Raw genomic sequence first — 21,876 nt, 5'->3', positions numbered from 1 at the left:
GAAAACGGTGGCGCTGCAAGCCGCCAGAGCATTCGACGGCGTCGATCCCCTCACGTGATTTTCACGCATGATTTTGGGCGAGGCTGGTGTCCGCTGTCGTGCAGCTAGACTTTATTGATAGCCTTAGGGGTGGCTCGCATAAGCGTGTGCATTCTTCAGGCTAAGAGCGCGAAACTATTGCAGAGTTTCGCTAGGAGCATAGTGCCCAGAGTAACACGAGAAGGCTTCACCGTGCCCGAAGCCAATAATGATAAAAATGAAGATAAAAATCTTTCATTCGTAGCAGCAAATTCAAGCGCGAACGAATCTACTAACGCAGCTGACGATCAAAGATCAGCAGCTGCTTCAACTGTTACATCACCCGTTACAGCAGGTGTTGTCAATGTGGTTTCAGGTTCGCAAGACGCAGCGTCAAGCACAAGACGCAGGCGTGCTGGAAGACGCGTTGTAAGAGTTGCAGGAGCAGCTGGCGAATCGATGAAACTACACGTACAAGGCGGAAACGATTACGATACACGCTCTGAGGAAACTGAATCTGAAAGTGTTGTTGAGCACCAAACTCCTGTAAGGCCGATAACATCGCTACTTTTTCAGGAGCCTGTTTTACCTCATCGTTTGCCTGAAACCAATAGTCGTATGCGCGATTTAGATTACGACGATGATGCAAATGAAAGCGATAGAGAAAACAGTCGAGATGATTTAGACAAAGACAATAGTCGCAGTTCACGAAAGTTGCGTAAAACGCGTTCTGGCAGGAATGACAGGAAGAATCGCAATGAAGACGAGGATTTAAGTAGAGTACGTAGTCGCAAAAATCGCAATAATCGTAACAATTTTGACGATAACTATGATTCTGAATCTGACGATGATACACGTGTTATTCGTGTGCGTTCCAGAGTAAATCGTGCAGATCGTACAGATCGATCTAATCGTGCAAATTCTGAAGATTTAAACGAAATTGATAATAGAAGCGATAGCAGAATAAGTAGAAATAATCGAGATTATCTGGATAAGGATAGCTTGGATAAGTCTAATTTTGATAAAGCTAACCTTGACAAAGATAATGGTGACAAATATAGCGAGAATAACAATAATGGTCGTAAGAATCGTGACAATCAGGATAATTACGATGATCAAAATCATAGAAAGTCACGCAAGAATCGCAGACTAAACGCTGCCGAAAGACGCGCCGCCGCAGAAGTCGAGCAAATAGAAGAAGACCTTGAATACGACGACATAGTTTATTCTCCAATCGATGATGTAATTGACGAAAGAATTGAAAATAGTGTTGAGTCAGATAATGATGTAGATTCTGAATCAACCCGCAAGTATACAAAAACTTCTGATTTAGAAAATAATGATGATGAAGACGGAGAAATGATAACCCGTCGTCGCCGTCGTCGCAGACCGTCTCGCGCAGATAAGGAAGATAGGACAGATAAGTCTGATAGATCAAGCCGTAGAACAACATCCGGCCTATCTTCGGATGATTCTTCATACGCTGACGATTATGACATAAACGAAATAGAAGTTTCTCAAGAAGACCGCGATTTAATTCCAGATCCAGACGAGTTGCGATCTCAAGATGACGAGGAAGTGTACACTCGTCGTCGCCGTCGTCGCAGGTCGAAATCTTCTGACGATTCGTCTCAAAGTTCCTCAAGTTCGCAAAGTTCGCAAAATTCACAAAGCACACAATCGCGTTTTGTGTCAATAGACTCCGATTCATCTAGTCGAAGATCTAGAAAACAGCAGTATATTGATGAGATTACGGATATTGAAGGTTCTACGCGACTTGAAGCCAAAAAGCAGCGTCGTCGTGACAATCGCAGGGAGCGTAATCGCCAAAACTTGCTTATGGAGCAAGACTTTTTGGCAAGGCGTGAAAACGTTGACCGACTTATGGTTGTGCGTGAACGCGATCGTCACACGCAAATTTCTGTAATCGAAGACAATATTCTTGTAGAACACTATGTTTCTGATATTCAAGAAGTTGCAACAGTAGGAAATATTTACCTTGGTCGTGTACAAAATGTGCTGCCAAGCATGGAGGCTGCATTCGTAGACATTGGTCAGGCTAGAAACGGCGTGCTTTACGCTGGCGAAGTCAACTGGGATACAACCCGATTAGAAGGACAGCCGCGAAGAATGGAGCTTGCGTTTAAGGCAGGAGACCCTGTTTTAGTGCAGGTTACTAAGGACCCTATAGGCCATAAGGGTGCGCGACTAACATCTCAAGTAACGCTTGCTGGTAGGTTCCTTGTGCTTGTGCCGTCTGGAGCGATGACGGGCGTAAGTCGCAAGCTATCCGACCGTGAACGCAGCCGACTTCGCGCAATCGTAAGCAAAATCGCGCCTAAAGACATGGGAATAATCATTAGAACCGCCGCAGATGGTGCTAGTGAAGATGCGATTGAAAAAGACCTTGAATCGCTTGTAAAACAGTGGGAACGAATCGAAACGAAGCGAGAAGAGTTCTTGCATGGCAAGCGTCCAAAGCTTTTGCAAGGCGAGCCAGATGTGGCTATTCGTGTTGTTCGAGACATATTTAACGATGACTTCCAAAAGATGATTGTGGAAGGCAAGGGCGCGTATGACCGCATTTGTGAATACTTGGAGATGATGGCTCCTGATTTGCGCAGCAAGATTGAGTACTGGGATCCTGCTGAGCATGAAGGCAAAGACGTGTTCGACAAGTGGCAAATCGACAGCCAGCTTAGAAAGGGCATGGAGCGCCAGGTTTATCTTCCTGCAGGCGGTTCGATTGTTATTGACCGAACGGAGGCAATGACAACGATTGACGTAAATACGGGTCGTTTTATTGGTCGCGGTAAGTCTTTGGAAGAGACTGTGACTCGCTGCAATTTGGAAGCTTCCGAGGAGATTGCGCGTCAGCTGCGACTTCGCGATATTGGCGGCATGGTTATGATCGATTACGTTGACATGGTTATGCCAGCGAACCGCGATCTTGTTTTGCGCCGTCTTGTTGAGTGTCTTGCGCGCGACCGCACAAAGCATCAGGTTGCAGAGGTTACATCTCTTGGCCTTGTCCAAATGACTCGTAAGCGCGTTGGACAGGGTTTGGTCGAGGCGTTTTCGGAGGAGTGCCCGACTTGCAAGGGTCGTGGGTTTATTCTCCACGACGAGCCGACTGTGTCTTCGGAGTATGCGGATCCTTACGCGCTTAAGGGCGGTGATCCGTTTATTAAAACCAATAAGCACGGTCATGGAAGTATTGCGGACCCTATGCCTGTGGTTAAGCAGGAGTCCAGTGCGGATGTTCGCGCCAAATTAGCGCGTATTGCTGCCGCTGCAGCGTCGTCGGCTTTCTTGGAGGAGTCTTTGCGTAAAAGTGACGAAAAAGACGATAACAATAATAAAGACGATAACAATAATGATGTGAATGCTGTAGCTGCAGATTACGTTGCTAATAATGGCGATGCAGGTGATAGTGTCGTTGATGGTGTTGACAGTGTTGACAGTGTTGATGAATCTTCGGTTGCTGGCGACTTTTCTGCAGTAGATGCGAGTAATGAATCTGCAGAAAGCAGTGAAGAATCGCAGGTAGTCGGGAAAATTGAGGAATCTGATGATTCGCAAGAATCTCAAGAATCCACAGAAAGCTCTCAAGAATCTAGTGAAAACTAAAAAATAGACGCAAAGTATACGGCTCGAGTACAATAATGTCTATTGCTTATTTCGACTTTATGAATTAAGACTTGACGTTAGTACAGGGGTCGGTGTAATTTTGATAGTCGGTGTCTTGCCGCAGGTTCAACGCTGCGCGTGAGGCAATAGTAAAGCTTTCAATTTAGCTAAGGAACGAATTATGTACGCGATTGTGAAGGCCGGTGGCCATCAAGAGAAGGTTGAGGTTGGAGACGCCATCCTCGTAAACCGTCTCGATGCAAAGAAGGGCGATACCGTGGAATTCCCGGTCGCGCTCGTTGTTGACGGTGCTAAGGTGACCTTAAGCGCTAAGGATCTTGCAAAGATCACAGTTAAGGCAGAAGTTCTTAACGACGAAGCTAAGGGTCCAAAGATTAGCATTATGAAGTATAAGAACAAGACTGGCGTGGCTCGCCGCAAGGGTCATCGTCAGAAGTTGACTCTCGTCAAGATCACGGCCATCGCCTGATTGACGGTGTTATAAACCTGAAAGGACAGCAAGATGGCACATAAGAAGGGTGCGTCTAGCTCGCGCAACGGTCGCGACTCACAGGCGCAATATCTTGGCGTTAAGAAGTTCGGTGGAGAAGCTGTTGTGGCTGGAAACATTATTGTTCGCCAGCGCGGCACCAAGTTCCATGCAGGACAGAACGTTGCTTTGGGTAAGGATCACACGCTGTACGCTTTGGTGGACGGCAATGTGAAGTTCGGCATTCGTCGCGATCGCAAGGTTGTAGACGTAGTTACCGCCTGAGTAACTCATTAATCTTCTAGCCGCACCCCGTTCGGTGCGGCTTTTTTGTTTTTGCAAATCTGGCGAGTATTGACGTTTTTTGTTGTTGATTTTGGCGTTTTGAGCTACAAAATCGGGAAATGATCTTGTGTTTGTTTCCAAGATCGACCAAAACGTAAACAAACGCAGGCAAATCTGGCGAGTATTGAGCATCAAGTAAGGTAAAAGTTATGAGCGATTTTGTAGATCGAGTAACGGTACATGTTAAAGGCGGCGACGGCGGCAATGGATCCGCAGGCGTGCGCAGAGAAAAATACAAGCCACTTGCAGGTCCAAATGGCGGAAATGGCGGAAATGGCGGAAGCGTTATATTCGTAGCCGATCGCAACGCTAACAGCCTACTCGACTACCGATTCATGCCACATCGCGTAGCGCAGAGTGGCACAATGGGTCTAGGTGATACAAAGGACGGCTCCAAAGGAGAAGACCTTATGTTGCCAGTGCCAGTCGGAACCGTAATTTTTGAGGCGAAGGGTGCATCGGGCGCGCAAAAAAAGCCAGGCAACGTTTTGGCTGATTTGCAACACGTAGGCGACACATTCGTAGTCGCAGCAGGAGGAGCAGGCGGGCTTGGAAACGCCGCTCTTGCCAATAAAACTCGCCGCGCTCCAGGTTTTGCACTACTAGGCGAACCTGGTGAAGAACGAGACGTAATCCTAGAACTAAAGTCGATAGCAGACGTGGCGCTAGTGGGCTTCCCGTCTGCAGGAAAGTCAAGTCTTGTAGCTTCAATCAGCGCTGCAAAGCCAAAAATCGCAGATTATCCGTTTACAACGCTTGTTCCAAATCTTGGTGTGGTCAGCTTTGGCGAATACCGCTACACAATCGCAGACGTGCCAGGTCTTATTCCAGGAGCTTCCGAAGGAAAAGGGCTTGGGCTAGAATTTTTGCGCCACATTGAGCGCACGGAAATAATCGCCCACGTAATCGATTGCGCAACGTTAGAGCCAAATCGCGACCCAATCAGCGATTATAAGGCTTTGGAACACGAGCTTTCTCAATACGCAAACAAGTTGGATTTGCCGCTTGGAGCAATTCCGATTCCAGAGCGTCCGCGAATTATCGTGCTAAACAAGATTGATGTGCCAGAGGCAAAAGAGTTGGCAGAATTTGTGCGAAGCGACTTTGAAAAAATGGGCTTTCCAGTTTTTGAGATTTCTACTGCGTCTCACGAAGGCTTGAAAGAGCTTGGTTTTGCGCTTGGAAAGATGGTGGCTAGTATGCGCGAAAAGCTTGCCGAGCAAGAGGCGGCACGCGAAGAAGAGCGAGTCGTTATTCAGCCGCTTGAACAGCCAGCATTGAGACGACGCAGAGATGACGGCCGCGGAAGTGCTAGCGACTTTACAATCGAGCGCGAAGAAGACAAAAATGGCGACTTCTGGTTTACTGTTACGGGCGCTAAGCCAGAGCGTTGGGTTGTGCAAACAAACTTCGACAACGACGAGGCAGTTGGCTATTTGGCGGATCGCCTAGCAAAACTTGGTGTAGAAGACGAGTTGCGCAAGAAGGGTGCGCGACCAGGAGACGAGATTAGGATTGGTCGCGGAAACCGCATGGTTTGCTTCGACTGGGATCCAAGCATTGCAGCAGGTGCGGAAGGTTTGGACGGCGCTAGCTTGGGCGCGCGTGGAAAAGACTTGCGACTTGAAGCAAATGACCCGCGTGGCGCAAGGCGCACGAATGCGGAGCGCAGACGCGATTATCACATGATGATGGATGCAAAGAGCGCTGTGAGAGATGCGATGATGGCGGAGAGAAAGCAAGGTCATTGGGCAGATCCATCGGTAGATGACGACAAACACGATGAGCAGAGTTTATTTGGACGTGGTGAGTAAATGATTAATAAGGCAGTTGAGCCTACCGAAGATGAGATTCGGCGTTCAATTAGCAATGCGAACACAATAGTCGTAAAAGTTGGCTCTAGCTCGCTTACAGACTTATCTGGTCATTTAGACGTGCAAAAATTACGTGCTCTTGTTACGGCTATTAGCCGTGCTCAAATGTCTGGAGCTAATGTAGTTTTAGTATCTTCTGGTGCTATCGCAGCGGGATTTGGACTACTTGGTTTTAATGAACGTCCTAAAGATGTGCCGACTCAGCAAGCAACAGCATCAGTTGGACAAGGCTTGCTCATGTACCAATATGAGTCAGCATTTGCTGAATTCGGCATAAGAGTAGGGCAAATGCTACTAACGGCAGACGTTACTATAAGCCCTTCGCGTTATCGTAATGCCCAACGCACAATGCTTAGGCTGCTAGAATTGGGCGTTGTGCCAATCGTAAACGAAAACGACGCTCTGTCTAGCAACGAAATACGTTTTGGTGATAACGATAGGCTTGCGGCGCTTGTGGCGAACATTGTGCGAGCAGATGCGCTGGTTCTTTTAACAGATGTTGACGCGCTTTACACGGCTCCGCCTAGCGAACCAGATGCTAAGCGGATTGGTTTTGTTCCCGATGTTACGCGCGCGTTAGATGATGTTAAAGTTGGCTCCAGCATTTCGGGTGTAGGCACAGGCGGAATGATAACCAAGATGGATGCAGCGCACGTTGCTGCTGTTTCTGGAATCCCAACGCTTTTGACATGTGCTAGTAACGCGGAGGGCGCACTATCGGGGAAAGCAGTTGGAACCGTGTTCGCGCCACTAAATTCGCGCGCGTCTTCCAGAAGACTTTGGATTGGTTTTGCGTCTAATCCGCATGGCTCGATTATTGTAGATTCTGGTGCAGCTGCAGCTGTTCGAGGAGGGAAAGCAAGCCTGCTGGCTGCTGGAATCGTAGGGGTTGCTGGTGACTTTTCTGCAAGTGATCCAGTGTGGATTGATGACGAGCATGGCAATCATTTAGCCAAAGGGCTAGTTGCATTTGATTCAGATGAGATACCGCAGGTAATGGGGCTTACAACAGACGATTTAGAGGCGACTTTGGGGCGGCAATACGCGCATCCTGTGGTGCATCGCGACAATCTTGTGCTTTTATAGCATTTGCTTGCTTTTGCGTTTTTCTTACCTACTGTTGCGAGAGGGCTGGCTAATTCTTGTCTCACAACGCTCCGCCTATTACGTGTAGTCTAGAGTTGCGGTTGTTCCGTTTTGGCTTTGATTTTGTTTTTTGGTTGAAGTTTATTTGTAGTGGTTGATCATTGGATTATTTGGTATCGGCTGCCGCTCTTATACTGTTCGACCAAGAATCACCCAGCCCTCTTACATGCTTGAGCAATTGTGTATAGCTTAATCACCGAGATTCTCGATTTTTCTTGCTCTCTCGGCGAGTCACCACCTTTCGGCGCTGAGGCTCACCTCGCTCGCGGCAAAAAATCTCGAATCTCTACATCACTTGGTGCATTTTCGGGAAATAACGTGTAATGGTTACACTGTAGAGTATGGCAGAAAATATCGCAGCAAATACGGCAGCAAACGCATCAAACTCTCAATGGCGCTCTATGAGCAATCGCATTAACAAAGTGGCACCGAGTGCAACGCTTGCTGTAGATGGCAAAGCAAAAGCAATGAAAGCCGCAGGAATCGACGTTATTAGCTTCGGCGCAGGCGAACCTGATTTTCCAACGCCGCTCTACATTGTTGAAGCCGCAGCCGCCGCATGCAAAGACCCAAAAAACTACAAGTACACGGCTACGGCTGGTCTTCCAGAGCTTCGCGAGGCGATTGCGCGCAAAGTCAAGCGCGATTCTGGCTACGATGTTTCTCTAAATCAAGTTGTTGTAACGAATGGCGGCAAACAAGCTGTTTACGAAGCATGCCAGATTTTGTTAAACGATGGCGATGAAGTTATAATCCCAGCGCCATATTGGACAAGCTACCCAGAGGCAGTAAAACTTGCAGGTGGTGTGCCTGTGCCTGTTATGTCTGGCGCGGATCGCGGTTTTGAGCCAGATATTGAGGCGATTGAGGCGGCTCGTACCCCACGCACGCGTGCGATTATTGTAACTTCGCCTTCTAATCCAACAGGCGCTATTTGGAGCGCACAAACGATTCGCGCGATTGGCGAATGGGCTGTAAAACACCATATTTGGGTGCTTTCCGACGAGATTTACGAGCACTTGCATTACGACGGCGTAAAAACGTCGTATATTGGCGTAGAAGTGCCAGAAGTGCGCGACCAGCTGCTTGTTTTGAACGGTGTTGCTAAAACGTACGCAATGCCAGGTTGGCGTGTTGGCTGGATGGTTGCGCCGCTTGATGTCGCAAAAGCTGCGATTAAGCTTCAAAGCCACATGACGTCTAACGTTTCCAATATTTCACAGCGATCAGCTCTTGCAGCGGTTGGTGGGACCTTAGATGAAGTTGCAAAAATGCGTGATTCCTTCGATGCTCGTCGCAAGGCTATTGTGCAGGCGTTAAACGATATTGATGGCGTGACTTGCCCTCTTTCGCACGGAGCTTTCTACGCGTTTGCAAACGTTGAGGCACTACTTGATCGCCCGATGGGCAAGGATTCTAAGATTCCAGGCACGTCGTCTGTGCTTGCGCAAATGCTTCTTGATGAAGCGCATGTTGCCGCTGTTCCTGGAGAGGCTTTTGGTGCGCCTGGCCACTTGCGATTCTCGTGTGCTTTAGCAGACAGTCAGCTTGCCGAAGGTATGAGGCGTATGAAGCAGTGGATTGAAGGCGGCAGCGCGTTTTAAAGGCGCCAGCGCGTTTTAAAGGCGCCAGCGCGTTGTTTACGCGCGCAAAAGTCGCCAGCAACCGCGCGTTTAGCGACACTCGCTAATCATAATAAAACCCTTAAATCTTGCCCTTCCGCTAACATATCTATTTGGCGGTTTTGCCAAGTCAATCTTTTTAAGGTATGATTAGCAAGTTCACCTAGGGATGTGGCGCAATTGGTAGCGCAACGGTCTCCAAAACCGTAGGTTGTGGGTTCGAGTCCCGCCGTCCCTGCCAGTTTTATTGTTAACAATTTTCAAACGAAGGATTCAAGCATGGCCAAGGCAAAAGAGAAGAAGCCGAATTTGTTCATGCGTATTGGCATGTTCATTAAGCAAACTATTGATGAGACTCGCAAAGTCGTTGCTCCTCACGGCAAGGAATTGTTTGCTTGGTCAGCTTCCGTGTTTATTTTTGTTATTTTCTTGATGGTTTTCGTCACTGTTATGGACTTCGGTTTGGGTAAGTCTGTTATGTGGCTGTTTGGCTGATTTCAACGAATTTTGAGGGTGTGCGAATATGACTGACGAGTTGAATCTCGAAAATGTTGATTCTGTGAATGATCTTGCGGATTTTGACGCAGCTGATATTTCGGTTGATGCTGCAAATGTTGAGAACGCAGATGCTGCAGATACTGTTGTCGTAGAAGATGCTTCTGAAAATAGTGAAAACGTAGCTGGTGAGACCGAGTCTCCTGCTGAGCCTGCTGAAACGGTTGCTGGCGATTCTTCCGCTGCGCAAGAAGTTGATCCTACAGATGCTGGTGCTGCCGCTGTTGCGGAATTCTCTAAGACTTTGCGCACTCTTGAAGGCAAGTGGTACGTTCTCCACACCTATTCTGGCTACGAGAAGCGCGTTAAAACTAACGTTGAATCTCGTGTACAAAGCTTTGGTTTGGAAGACAAGATTTTCCAGATTGAAGTGCCAATGGAAGAGGTTGAAAAGCACACCGACAAGGGTAAGAAGGTTATTACCCGCGTTCGCGTTCCAGGTTATGTGCTTATTCGTATGTGGCCAGATGAGAATGCTCGTCGTATTGTGCGCGAAACTGAAGGCGTTACTGGTTTTGTTGGCCCATCTAAGGAGCCTGCTCCTCTTAGCCGTAAGGAAGTTATCGATATGATGGCTCCTATGATTGCGTCTGAGGCTTTGAAGAAGGCTGGAGATAAGCCTGCTGCGGCTCGTAAGCGTACCGTTGAGGTGGCTTACAAGGTTGGCGATCAAGTTACAGTTACCGATGGCCCATTTGCGACTATGGCTGCCGTGGTATCGGATGTGGATCCTACAACGCAGAAGCTTACGGTTCTTGTTTCTATCTTCGGTCGCGAAACTCCTGTGGAGCTTGGATTTAACCAGGTAGAGCCTATTGTTTGATTTTTAATGCGCGTTTTGTGATTGTTGCGCGTATCTGATTTTATCAGTGCATAAGTCGGGGTGTGGTGTTTGCTGCATCCCGACTTTTGTTTTGCTTTGTTTTTTTTGGGGGGGGGGGAATAATCCGTAATTTTGTAATGTAATTTTTTATAATTTAATCAAAAACCCCGAGCTATTAACCCGGGGTTATGAAAGAGAAGAGAAGAAGAGAGGTTCAGTTATTAGTTCTTGCAAATCATTCGTTATGTTGATTTGCTTTTTCCTTGATGTCTCTATAATAGGCATCCTTTACTTAAGACAAAGATGTTATTGCCTGTGAATTACCTGAAAATCTTGTAAAAAATCTCTACGTTTCGCCATTTTTGTGTATATTTCTTTATTTTTCTGTAGTTCGAGTGCAGTCTTAATAATTTCGCGTTAAATTCTTTGAATTTTGTTAAATCTTTTGTTGATACTGTTCTCTGATGTGCCGTATGCTTGAATCATGTCAGAAATTGCAGAATCTACGAATAGCGATGAGTCTAAAGTTTTACCCACTTCTGAATCGGCTAATTCTTCTGAATCGGCTAATTTGCCGATGTCTATTTCTGCACGATTAGGTAAATTGCAATTCCATCTTTCTGGCAAATTTCGTGTTTTGCAGTTTGCAGATGTTCAGGATGCTCCAAAAATTAGCAAAGATACAATTAGGCTTATAGAGTCCGCTTGTGATGCTGTTAAGCCAGATATTGTGATTTTTACGGGTAATCAAATTGCTGGATATGTTAAAGATTTTGCGGATACATTTGTACGCAGACGCTGGTCTTCGGAGGCTTTCGACTCTTCCTCAGGACGATTTTCTGATAATTACTCGCCTAAGGATGAGTCGTATGCAGAAAAACTAGATGCAACGCGAAAAAAAGTTATTGAGCACATTAAGCGTATGGTGAAGCCTTTGGAAGAGCGTTCAATTCCATGGGCGCTGACTTACGGAAACCATGATTTTCAATGTGGATTAAGCAACGAAGAATTGGATTCTTTGTATCAAGAGTTTAAGGGTTGCATGAACCGTTCTTCGCAAAACAAGTCGAATAATTATGATTCTTCTAGTTGCAATGTTGCAGCTTTGCAATCCACTAAATGCATATTGCCAAATCAAATTATTTTTCCTTGTGAAGCTGGTACGTTTGCGCTTCCAGTTATGGATGTGAATCAGGAAAATGTTGTATTTTCATTAGTTTTGGTTAATTCTGGAGATTATGAGAAGAGTGGAGGTTATGGGAAACCTTCGGATAAGGCACTTGATTTTTTGAGAAATTTGCCAAAGTTATTGCCTCCAAAATTCTGTGTTTTCCAGCATTTTCCTCTTCCTCAATACTATGGTTTAATGCGTGAAGTTTCTAAAGATTATGCGTCTCAGGAACATGCGATTGAGGGGTACAGGCGTTTTGCTGGGAGATATTATGCTTTAGACGATAATCGCGTTTTGCCAGATGGTTATCTTGGAGAAGGTGTGAGTTGCCCAGATAAAGACAGTGGGGAATATGATATTTTGCAAAAGATTGGCACTTTCGCTTTCTGCGCAGGGCATGATCACAGAAACGCGTTTGCTGGACGTTGTAAAGATTCGGATATGCTACTTATGTCTACTGCAACGTGTGGTTTTGGATCTTATGGGCCAGCTGCATCTAAATGTGGTGCAAGACTTATCGAATTTGACATACGTCACCCATACGAGCCTAGAACGCAAATGCTTGAATTTGGTGATTTAGTTGGAAAACCTTCGTCTAAAAAGGCGTATACTTATGGTCTAAACGCGGATTGCGATCACGATTTGCCAGAAGTAGATTTATTGCAAAAACCTTCGCTTTTTGCAAGGCTATTGAGAAGATGGCGGTCTCGCGCAGCAAAGTAGCTTGGTTAATGCTCGAATTGGTATGTGTTATTGGCACGCATGTCGGTATTATAGTGATTAGTTTTAGTTGCAAACGAAAGAGGTAAATGTGTCTGCGCATAATACGGCTGAACAGAACGAAAGTGGCATTGACGCTGCAGACGTTTTGCATGTAGAAGGTGGCAAGCCGCTTAACGGAGCTATTAAAGTTCGTGGTGCAAAAAACTTTGTTAGTAAAGCAATGGTTGCAGCTTTGCTTGCTCCTGGGAAATCCGTGTTAAAGAATGTTCCAGAAATCAGAGATGTTCACGTTGTTTCTGATTTGCTGCGTTTGCATGGAGTAAACGTAGATGTTGATGGCGCTGCAGGCGTTGTTAGTATTGACGCAAGCAACGTTCAGCTTGCTGATGTTGCAGACGTAGATACATTATCAGGATCTTCGAGAATACCTATTCTCTTCTCTGGTCCGCTTCTTCACAGACTTGGTGAGGCTTTTATCCCAGCTTTAGGTGGGTGCAATATTGGAGGGCGTCCAATAGATTTCCATCTTGAAACTTTGCGTAAACTTGGTGCGAATGTAGATAAAGATCATGAGGATGGTATTCATATTACTGCTCCTAACGGCTTGCATGGCACTAAAATTCATCTACCTTATCCATCGGTTGGTGCCACTGAGCAAACTCTTCTTGCAGCCGTGCTTGCAGAAGGTAAAACAGAGCTTTCGGGTGCTGCAATTGAGCCAGAAATTATGGATTTGGTGGCTGTTTTGCAAAAAATGGGCGCTATTATTTCTGTAGACGTTGATCGAACATTTAGGATTGAGGGCGTTGATAAGCTTCAAGGCTACAATCATACGGCTTTAACAGATAGGATTGAGGCAGCATCTTGGGCTTCTGCTGCGCTCGCAACTCATGGTGACGTGTTTATTAAAGGGGCTACTCAGCCAGAGATGATGACCTTCTTAAACGTGTTCCGTAAAGTTGGTGGTCAGTTTGACGTTACTGATAACGGTATTCGATTCTGGCATCCGGGTGGTGATTTGCATCCTGTTGCTATTGAAACCGATGTCCATCCTGGTTTTATGACTGATTGGCAGCAGCCTCTTGTTGTTGCTTTAACTCAAGCTAAAGGTTTGAGTATTGTTCACGAAACTGTTTATGAAAATCGTTTTGGCTTTACAAAACCGCTTGTTCAAATGGGCGCTATGATTCAGTTGTATCGCGAGTGCTTAGGTTCTCTTCCTTGCCGATTCCAGCAGCGAAATTACAAGCATTCTGCTGTGATTTTTGGTCCGACGCCTCTTACTGGTCAAGATATTGATGTTCCTGATTTGCGAGGCGGTTTTAGTCATCTTATTGCGGCTCTTGCAGCTAAGGGTCCATCTAATGTTAAGGGTATTTCGCTTATTGACCGTGGTTATGCAGATTTCCGCGGTAAGTTGACTGCTCTTGGCGCGGATATTGATTGAGCAATGTGAGCAATGTGGATAACTTTTCCCTTATTTTTCTAGGGTTTTGATGGCTTTGGTACACATTGTTCTATAAGTATTTTCAATACGCAAATTAGTCTATAAAGTTTGCAGCACAGGATTATTGTCATTTTGATTTTATGAAAGTGCGGCAAATATGGTTTGTGTGGGCGGAAGATATCAGATTCTCGGAAAACTTGGAGCTGGAGGAACATCTACTGTTTATCTTGCGGTAGATAATGTTCTTCATAAGCAGTGGGCTATAAAAGAAACTGCTACTGATTTTGATGACGATAAAAAAGCCTTGATTTTGCAGTCTTTGCGCGCAGAAGTTGAGGTTTTAAATCATTGCAATCATCCTTCTATACCTAGAATTGTTGATTTTTTTGAGGAGAATGGCAGAGCATACGCTGTTCGCGACTATGTTGACGGATTTTCTTTAAAATCAATGATTTTACAAGAAGGTGTTATGAGTCCTGCCGAAGTGTGTAATTTAGGTATACGATTGTGTGGCTTATTGCAATATCTTCATTCACTTAATCCTTCTATTGTTTATTGTGATTTAAAACCATCTAACATTATGCTTTGTGCGGATTCAAAAGTTTATTTAATTGACTTTGGATCTGCATTAGAAATTAAAAATAAAGATGGTGTGTTGGTGCAACCAAGCAGATTTAAACAAGATGCGCGTTTTGCTACTCGTGGATTTGCTGCTCCAGAACTTTTTAAGCCTGAATCCAAAATAGGCGTTTTTACTGATGTGTATTCTCTTGGTGCTACATTGTGGTTTGCTCTTACGGGTAAATGTTTTTCTGATAATAAGACTATAGACTCAGAAAACTCAGAGCATTATGATGCTACAAAGCACTTTACTAACTTCGACTTAGCTGATGGTGGTTTTGCTAACGATCTTCAAGCTGTTTTAATGCGCGCCATGTTAGAAAATCCTTTGGAGCGTTATGCGGATTGTAAAGAATTTGCTCAGTCGTTAGAGGATTGCTTAGAAAATTATTTAGGTGACAATTTAGATTCCGACGTAGAGGGTATAGAAAATATCAGGTCGCGTGTAAATCATTATAAGAATAATCGTCGCGATAGGCGTAAGAGTAGCCGTAGGAGTATCCGTAAAAATAGTCATAAAAAGAGTGGTAGGAATAGTTATCGAAATATTGTAATCAAAATTATTTGCTGCATACTAATGGTGATTATTGGCTGCTTTTTGATAGGAACATCGTTGCATTCTTTAACATCAAATAGTCAAATAAATAGTCGAAAAAATGATTATGCGCGAGTGGCTCGTGACAATCGTGAAAAAAGAAACAAGAATGCTATAGAGAAAATAAGTGATGTTGAAAAATATAAAAACTACATGAGAACAGCGGCAAAATCAATGGATTCTAAGCAGGTGATTCAAAATGTTAAGCAAGCCATGCGATTGCAAATAAAACTTTTTAATGCCAATATTCAGCCGCTTTCCATTCAACCAATACTCAGACTTTTAGTGCATCAAATTGAAGATTTTCGGTGGACTCTTGATGAAAGAGAAGATTTTACAGCATTGATCAATGAGTATAAAAACATGCTTAAAAAATCTGAAGATTGGTATGAGTTGTGCTTATCCGTGGGCAAAGCATATTGGTACTATAGCGTTGAAAACGGGGAAGAAGTTAGTGATTCAAATAGAAAAACTCGCATAACAGCAGCGTCTGAATGGTTTAAAGAAGCGTTAAAAGGTGTTAAATCAAGAGACTATGAGTTGGCATCAATGTATTATTCGATTGGAAGTGAGTATTTAGGCTTTGCATCTTATGCGGAAGGAAAATACAAGCCGCAAAATGTTGATTATATTACGAAATTGCATAATTTTATTGAAAATGCTAAGAAAAATCAGAACGAGATTGTAAAAATAGATGCGTGTGAACTTGTTTTTAATTCGCTAAAATCGTGGATTAGTTTATTTAAGTCTTATGCTGTTAGTCAAGATAGTATTGAAAATATTTTTGACGACGCGTTAGATTTAGCGCGATCTATAAAGTCGCAAAATAAAAACGTTGACAATAGAGTTAAGCAAATAATGAGCCAAGCAGATCCGTTAATTGATTCAATTGAAAATATATTTGACAATGGCGATATTTGATGTTTAAGGATTCACTAGGTGCGGTGGAGATTCGAGATTTTTTGCAGCGGATGAAGCGAACCTCAGCATGAAATGGTGATTCGCTGAAGAAGCAAGAAAAATCGAGAATCTCGGTGATGAAAGATACGCAAAAGTTTTAGATATTCAGAAGGTTTGATGTATTTCTATACGAGCAATAAAAGAGGAGCGTAGCGACGGGACTTGCGAGGAGAGAAATACTCAAACTTCGCGCAACAGCAAACAAGGAATCGCGCAATAGTAAGTAAGAAAAGAAAAAGCCCACTGCGGTGGAATGAATGCAGTGGGCTTAGTGGAGCTAATGGTAATCGAAACCACGACCTCTTCGATGCGAACGAAGCGCTCTACCAACTGAGCTATAGCCCCATTGTTCTACAACAACTCTGCACACTGTACTACAAGGTGCGTAAAAGTACAATGCTAAACCAGTATGGAGTGTTGCAAAAAACGTTTAAATGTCAATAATAATGCGCCTAATGCTTATTTGTATTTTCATATAGTGCACACATTTAGTATGCATATGTGGAAGCTACATTGCTGTCATAAATCCGCCAAAAATCACCACAAGAATCGCTAAGACTTCAATAGTATAGAACATTATAAATGATGCCCAGCTGCAAGTCAGCACATTTAAGCGTGATGTTTTAGGCACTATTACAAGTAGTCCTACGAATAAAACAGCGTATACAGCAACGCCAAATCCTGCAGATATTATTCCAAGGTTTGCTGCATTAGCTAGTCCAGCTGCAGACCCATAAACGACGTATGTTGAGTACCAAAAGCTTAGTCTTAGCAAGCATAAGCCGCTTATAAATTGTTCAATCGTTAGAAAAATAACGAATAAAAATCTCCACAGCCATTTTTTAGACTCTATTAATGCCATTGCTAGTGTTGTAGCTGTTGCAACGGTTGTAACCCATGCTATAAACACAACGCCTTGTGGTGTTAAACCAGAATAATGTTGAACAACCCATGAAGTGTGTTGTACTGCTAATGTTCTACCTATCCAATATGGAATGACTATTGCTGCTAGAAGCACTGCAAAGTAGAGTATCCAGCGTTTAGGATTAGAGTGACGTTTGGAAATATCTGCTATCGATAGCTCAGATTCCAATTCGTTAGGTGATTCAAGTGTTTTATCTGCGTTAGCATCAGTGTTTGCTTTACGCTGATCCATCTTTTGCCACTCTCCTTTAAACGCGTTAAACACTTTAAAGCTAGATCAAATTTGTAATATCAAATTCTCAATGACTACATTACCAGCAAAATAAAATATACGCGAAAAACGCCTGATTGTCTGTAAAAAATCTCGAATCGTTAGCTTGTTAATCATCTTGTTAATCAGCATGTTTAATCGTTAGTCTGTGTTGCGTGTGCACGGTAAGTGCGCTAGCGTTCTTGGTTTTGTAGTCAAATATCGGTTTTAAGGAAACAAATTCAGGATTCAAATCATAATCTCATAATCTAAAGCGTGCAATATAATTGTTAATCCGCGCAAAATGCGTGCATAAAAAGTGCAACACGGCACTACAAAACAGGATTTTAGGTATTCTTATGGGATTTATTCATTTTATTCTTAATCTTCTTAAAGACCCGCGTTCAGCTATAGCTGGTTGGATTGCTATAGGTACAGCTCCTGCTTTGGGATTGATATTCTTAATCGTTTTTATTGAAACAGGCGTTGTGTTTTTCCCATTTTTGCCTGGAGATTCTTTGCTTTTTGCAGCAGGATTCTTTGCTGCTCCAGATTCGCAAACTGGTAAAAGTTCTCTTCCGCTTATGCTTTTGCTCGCGGTTGTGTGGATAGCACCTATTGTTGGCGACCAGTGCAATTATTTCATCGGACACTTTTTCGGCAGAAGAATTGTTGAATCTGGTAAAGTTAAGGCATTGACTCCAGAACGCGTTGCTAAAACAGAGAAGATGATTGATAAATGGGGTCCTCTTGCTGTGTTTTTAGGTAGGTTTTTCCCGTTTATACGAACTTTTATGCCTTTTATTTCGGGTATTTCTGGAATGCGTTGGACTCGTTTTACTCCTTTCTCGATTCTTGGTGGAGTGGTATGGTCGTCGCTTTTTACAATGCTCGGATATTTCTTCGGCAATATTCCTTTTGTTCAGAAGAATTTTGAGCTTGTTATAGTGGCGATTCTGCTGATTTCTCTTGTACCAACGTTTATTGGACTTTATAAAGCTCATGCTGCTAACAAAGCTAAGAAATGTTTGGAGAAGTAGGGTATTAGTAGAATTACGAGTATTCAATCGAATTAATCTTGTTAACACGTTGTTGTAGAATCAACACTTGGCGTGTAACGCCCGCGGATTGAGAGCGCTGCATCATAAGGTTGCAGCACCGCGCAGTGATATTAAGGAGGACGCCGTGGCATTGACGGCTGAAGATAAGAAGAGCATCATCAACGAATACGCGACACATGAGGGTGACACGGGTTCCCCAGAGGTCCAGGTTGCTTTGTTGAGCAAGCGTATTGCTGACCTTACTGATCACTTGAAGGAGCATAAGCATGATCACCACTCTCGTCGTGGTATGATGCTCATGATTGGTGATCGTCGTCGTCTTCTTGATTATTTGAAGCGTGTAGACATCAACCGTTATCGTTCTTTGATCGATCGACTCGGATTGCGTCGATAAGTCTTTTTTGCCCGGGCATAAGCTCGGGCTTTTATATTTTCATGATGAATATTTTCATTATGTATTTATCGGGTTTATCGGTTTTAGTGGGTTTGAAGTAGAATAGAAAAGCTTGAATTAAATCTATTAGTTTTAAACAGACTTATAGTGTCTAATTTGTAGAGTTATGGAAAAACTATAGAAAATATTGTAGAGACTTATATTTTTGGATTTTAGAATTTAGGATTCATAAGATTTATAACTGAAGATTTAGAAGCATAATTGAATATGGATGATTGAAGTAGCCGAAACAAAAAACACTACGAAAAGAAACATTGGCATATGCAAATTTGCAAATTCGCGTGGATGTTAGAGGTAAACAAATAACAAAAGCGAAGTTGTCAATGTTATTACGCATGTTGGTTGATTAGGTAAGTTAAGAAAAGGAGGAACCCGTGGAGGGTCCCGAAATTAAGGCTGTAGAAGCCGTTATTGATAATGGTTCATTTGGAAAGCGTACGCTACGCTTTGAAACTGGTCGCCTTGCTCAGCAAGCAGACGGTGCTGTTGCCGCATATTTGGATGATGATTCCATGATTTTGTCGACGACGACTGCAGGATCTAGCCCAAAGGAAAATTACGATTTCTTCCCATTAACTGTTGATGTGGAAGAAAAAATGTATGCTGCTGGAAAGATTCCAGGATCTTTCTTCCGCAGAGAAGGACGCCCGTCAAATGAGGCAACACTTGCGTGCCGTATTATTGACCGCCCATTACGCCCATTGTTCCCACACACTTTGCGTAACGAAGTGCAAGTTGTGGAAACGATTTTGGCAATTAATCCAGATGATGCATACGATGTTATTGCTTTGAATGCTGCATCTGCATCTACTATGATTTCTGGATTGCCGTTTGAAGGCCCAGTTTCTGGCGTTCGTTTGGCTTTGATTGATGGTCAGTGGGTTGCTTTCCCACGCTGGAGTGAGCGCGAGCGTGCAGTATTTGAGATTGTTGTGGCTGGTCGTGTTATTGAAAATGGCGATGTTGCTATTGCAATGATCGAAGCTGGCGCTGGCAAGAACGCTTGGAATTTGATCTATAACGAGGGTCAAATCAAGCCAGATGAGGAAGTTGTAGCTGGTGGTTTGGAAGCTGCAAAGCCTTTTATTAAGGTTATTTGCGACGCTCAGAATGAGTTGAAGCGTATTGCAGCTAAAGAAACCAAGGAATTCCAGCTGTTCCCAGAATACACTGACGAACTTTATGCAAGAATCGATGAGATTGCTCATGCTGATTTGAACGAGGCTCTTTCTATTGCTGAAAAGCTCCCACGCCAAGATCGCATTGCTGAAATTAAGGAAGGCGTGCGTGCTGCAATCGCAGAAGAGTTTACTGATATGGACGATGAGGAGAAGGAAAAGGAGCTTGGTAACGCCTTCAAGGAGTTGCAGCGCCAGATTGTTCGTCGTCGTATTTTGACGGAAGATTACAGAATTGATGGTCGCGGTTTGCGCGATATTCGTACGCTTAGTGCAGAAGTTGATATTGTTCCTCGCGTTCACGGTTCTGCGCTATTCCAGCGTGGTGAAACCCAGATTTTGGGCGTAACTACTTTGAATATGCTTAAGATGGAGCAGCAAGTGGATGCGCTTTCTGGTCCGCAGACTAAGCGCTATATGCACAATTACGAAATGCCTCCATATTCCACTGGTGAAACTGGTCGCGTTGGATCTCCAAAGCGTCGCGAGATTGGTCATGGTGCTTTGGCGGAGAAGGCTTTGGTGCCAGTTTTGCCAAGTCGTGAAGAGTTCCCATACGCTATTCGTCAGGTGTCTGAAGCTATTGGTTCTAACGGTTCCACTTCTATGGGATCTGTTTGCGCGTCTACGCTTTCTTTGCTTGCAGCTGGTGTGCCTTTGAAGGCTCCAGTTGCTGGTATTGCTATGGGCTTGGTTTCGGGAGATGTTGATGGAAAGCATATCTTCAAGACTTTGACCGATATTCTCGGTGCAGAAGATGCTTTCGGAGATATGGACTTCAAGGTTGCTGGTACTTCCGAGTTCATCACTGCTTTGCAGCTTGACACTAAGCTTGATGGCATTCCAGCTGATATTTTGGCTGCCGCTTTGCAGCAGGCTCACGAAGCTCGTGCAACGATTCTTGAAGTTATCAACGAGTGCATTGATTGCCCAGCTGAGATGAGCCCATTTGCTCCACGCATTATCACAACTACGATTCCTGTAGATAAGATTGGTGAAGTAATCGGACCTAAGGGCAAGATGATTAACCAGATTCAAGAAGAAACTGGTGCCGAGATTGCCATTGAAGATGACGGTACTGTTTATATTTCTTCTGAAGGCGGCGAAGCTGCTCAGAAGGCGAAGGAAATCATCGACTCTATTGCAAATCCTCGTATTCCAAAAGCTGGTGAAACTTTCACTGGTAAGGTTGTTAAGACAACAAGCTTTGGTGCTTTCGTAAACTTGACTCCTGGAAGTGACGGATTGCTGCACATTTCTCAGATTCGTAACCTTGCTAATGGCGAGCGCATTGATACTGTTGAAGATGTGCTTAAGGAAGGCGATAACGTAGAAGTAATCGTACAAAGCGTGGATGAGCGCGGTAAGATTTCTTTGGCTATTCCAGGTTTTGAGAATCAGGAATCTTCTGCTCCAGCGCCTCGCGAAAACCGTGGTCGCGCTCCTCGCGAAGATCGTGATGATAGGGATGATCGCAGAAGCGATCGCCGACGCGCTCCACGTGACGATAGGGATGATAGGGGCGATAGGGATGAGCGCCCTCGCCGCCGTAATGTTCGTGATGATCGTGATTCGCGTTATGACGATAGGAATGATCGAAACGATAGAAGCGATCGTTCTGACCGTTATGAGGATCGTTCTTCCAGAAGGGATGATCGCAGGGATAATCGTTACGATAACAACGATTTTGAAGATCGTCCTCGCCGACGCGCTCCACGTGAAGATCGTTATGATGATAGGGATGATCGCAGGGATAATCGCGATGATCGCCATGAAGATAGGTCTGCTCATCGCAATGCCGATCGTCGTGGAAACGACCGTAATCCACGTTACGCAGCTGATGACGATCACTATGATGAGTATCGCGCGTCTCGCGAAGAGCGTTCTGAGCGCCCTCGTCGTAGGATCCGTCGCGATTTTGACCCATTTGACGAGGATTAATCTTAAGTCAAATAGATGAACGCACAAAAGCGTAGTCGCATAAAATAA

At 44.3% G+C, this 21,876-nt stretch carries 15 protein-coding genes and 2 tRNA genes; 15 read left to right on the top strand and 2 right to left on the bottom strand.

All coding sequences use genetic code 11. The features are described 5' to 3' along the window. Positions 1-231 precede the first annotated feature (231 nt). The 12 genes from HXT55_RS06535 (at position 232) to HXT55_RS06480 (ending at position 15,981) form a co-directional block, all read left to right on the top strand. On the top strand, positions 232-3,648 hold the full coding sequence (locus HXT55_RS06535; RefSeq protein ID WP_421792804.1) for an Rne/Rng family ribonuclease: 3,417 nt from the start codon (positions 232-234) through the stop codon (positions 3,646-3,648). 181 nt (positions 3,649-3,829) lie between these two features. Continuing rightward, on the top strand, positions 3,830-4,138 hold the full coding sequence (gene rplU / locus HXT55_RS06530) for a 50S ribosomal protein L21 (RefSeq protein ID WP_004111933.1): 309 nt from the start codon (positions 3,830-3,832) through the stop codon (positions 4,136-4,138). Between the two features lie 33 nt (positions 4,139-4,171). Then, the gene (rpmA, locus tag HXT55_RS06525) at positions 4,172-4,423 is read left to right on the top strand and encodes a 50S ribosomal protein L27 (RefSeq protein ID WP_004106248.1); all 252 of its coding nucleotides are present in this window, start codon (positions 4,172-4,174) and stop codon (positions 4,421-4,423) included. 209 nt (positions 4,424-4,632) lie between these two features. Beyond that, positions 4,633-6,297, top strand: coding sequence for a GTPase ObgE (gene obgE / locus HXT55_RS06520; RefSeq protein ID WP_004111934.1), 1,665 nt, complete (start codon positions 4,633-4,635; stop codon positions 6,295-6,297). Continuing rightward, complete coding sequence (gene proB / locus HXT55_RS06515; RefSeq protein WP_014554788.1) at positions 6,298-7,443, top strand: glutamate 5-kinase; 1,146 nt, start codon at positions 6,298-6,300, stop codon at positions 7,441-7,443. 401 nt (positions 7,444-7,844) lie between these two features. Beyond that, a complete protein-coding gene (locus HXT55_RS06510; protein WP_421792750.1) occupies positions 7,845-9,107 on the top strand; it encodes a pyridoxal phosphate-dependent aminotransferase in 1,263 nt (420 codons plus the stop codon). Between the two features lie 183 nt (positions 9,108-9,290). Further along, positions 9,291-9,366, top strand: a tRNA-Trp gene (locus HXT55_RS06505). Positions 9,367-9,404: 38 nt separating this feature from the next. Further along, positions 9,405-9,620 carry a preprotein translocase subunit SecE gene (gene secE / locus HXT55_RS06500; protein WP_004111941.1) on the top strand — a complete coding sequence of 72 codons (216 nt, stop codon included), beginning with the start codon at positions 9,405-9,407 and terminating at the stop codon, positions 9,618-9,620. A 28-nt stretch (positions 9,621-9,648) separates the two neighbouring features. Further along, positions 9,649-10,503 carry a transcription termination/antitermination protein NusG gene (gene nusG / locus HXT55_RS06495; RefSeq protein WP_004118345.1) on the top strand — a complete coding sequence of 285 codons (855 nt, stop codon included), beginning with the start codon at positions 9,649-9,651 and terminating at the stop codon, positions 10,501-10,503. Between the two features lie 484 nt (positions 10,504-10,987). Further along, positions 10,988-12,397, top strand: a complete 1,410-nt coding sequence (locus HXT55_RS06490; RefSeq protein WP_421792748.1) for a metallophosphoesterase — start codon at positions 10,988-10,990, stop codon at positions 12,395-12,397. A gap of 88 nt (positions 12,398-12,485) precedes the next feature. After that, entirely contained in the window at positions 12,486-13,844 is a 1,359-nt protein-coding gene (gene murA, locus HXT55_RS06485) for a UDP-N-acetylglucosamine 1-carboxyvinyltransferase (protein ID WP_004111949.1), read from the top strand. 157 nt (positions 13,845-14,001) lie between these two features. After that, positions 14,002-15,981, top strand: coding sequence for a serine/threonine protein kinase (locus HXT55_RS06480; RefSeq protein ID WP_421792746.1), 1,980 nt, complete (start codon positions 14,002-14,004; stop codon positions 15,979-15,981). Between the two features lie 311 nt (positions 15,982-16,292). Here the strand turns inward: HXT55_RS06480 and HXT55_RS06475 are convergent. Next, positions 16,293-16,365 (bottom strand) — tRNA-Ala (locus tag HXT55_RS06475). Between the two features lie 163 nt (positions 16,366-16,528). After that, positions 16,529-17,176 (bottom strand): hypothetical protein, encoded by a 648-nt coding sequence (locus HXT55_RS06470; RefSeq protein WP_004111953.1) that lies wholly within the window; start codon positions 17,174-17,176, stop codon positions 16,529-16,531. 377 nt (positions 17,177-17,553) lie between these two features. On the opposite strand from HXT55_RS06470, the gene HXT55_RS06465 reads away from it, so the two are divergent. The 3 genes from HXT55_RS06465 (at position 17,554) to HXT55_RS06455 (ending at position 21,828) form a co-directional block, all read left to right on the top strand. Then, a complete protein-coding gene (locus HXT55_RS06465; RefSeq protein WP_009994439.1) occupies positions 17,554-18,234 on the top strand; it encodes a DedA family protein in 681 nt (226 codons plus the stop codon). Positions 18,235-18,379: 145 nt separating this feature from the next. Continuing rightward, on the top strand, positions 18,380-18,649 hold the full coding sequence (gene rpsO / locus HXT55_RS06460) for a 30S ribosomal protein S15 (protein ID WP_004111957.1): 270 nt from the start codon (positions 18,380-18,382) through the stop codon (positions 18,647-18,649). 434 nt (positions 18,650-19,083) lie between these two features. Next, positions 19,084-21,828, top strand: coding sequence for a polyribonucleotide nucleotidyltransferase (locus tag HXT55_RS06455; protein WP_004115946.1), 2,745 nt, complete (start codon positions 19,084-19,086; stop codon positions 21,826-21,828). Positions 21,829-21,876 lie beyond the last annotated feature (48 nt).

Source organism: Gardnerella sp. KA00718 (assembly GCF_049244285.1).
Taxonomy (GTDB): domain Bacteria; phylum Actinomycetota; class Actinomycetes; order Actinomycetales; family Bifidobacteriaceae; genus Bifidobacterium; species Bifidobacterium vaginale.
This window is presented reverse-complemented; position numbering and strand designations above follow the sequence as displayed.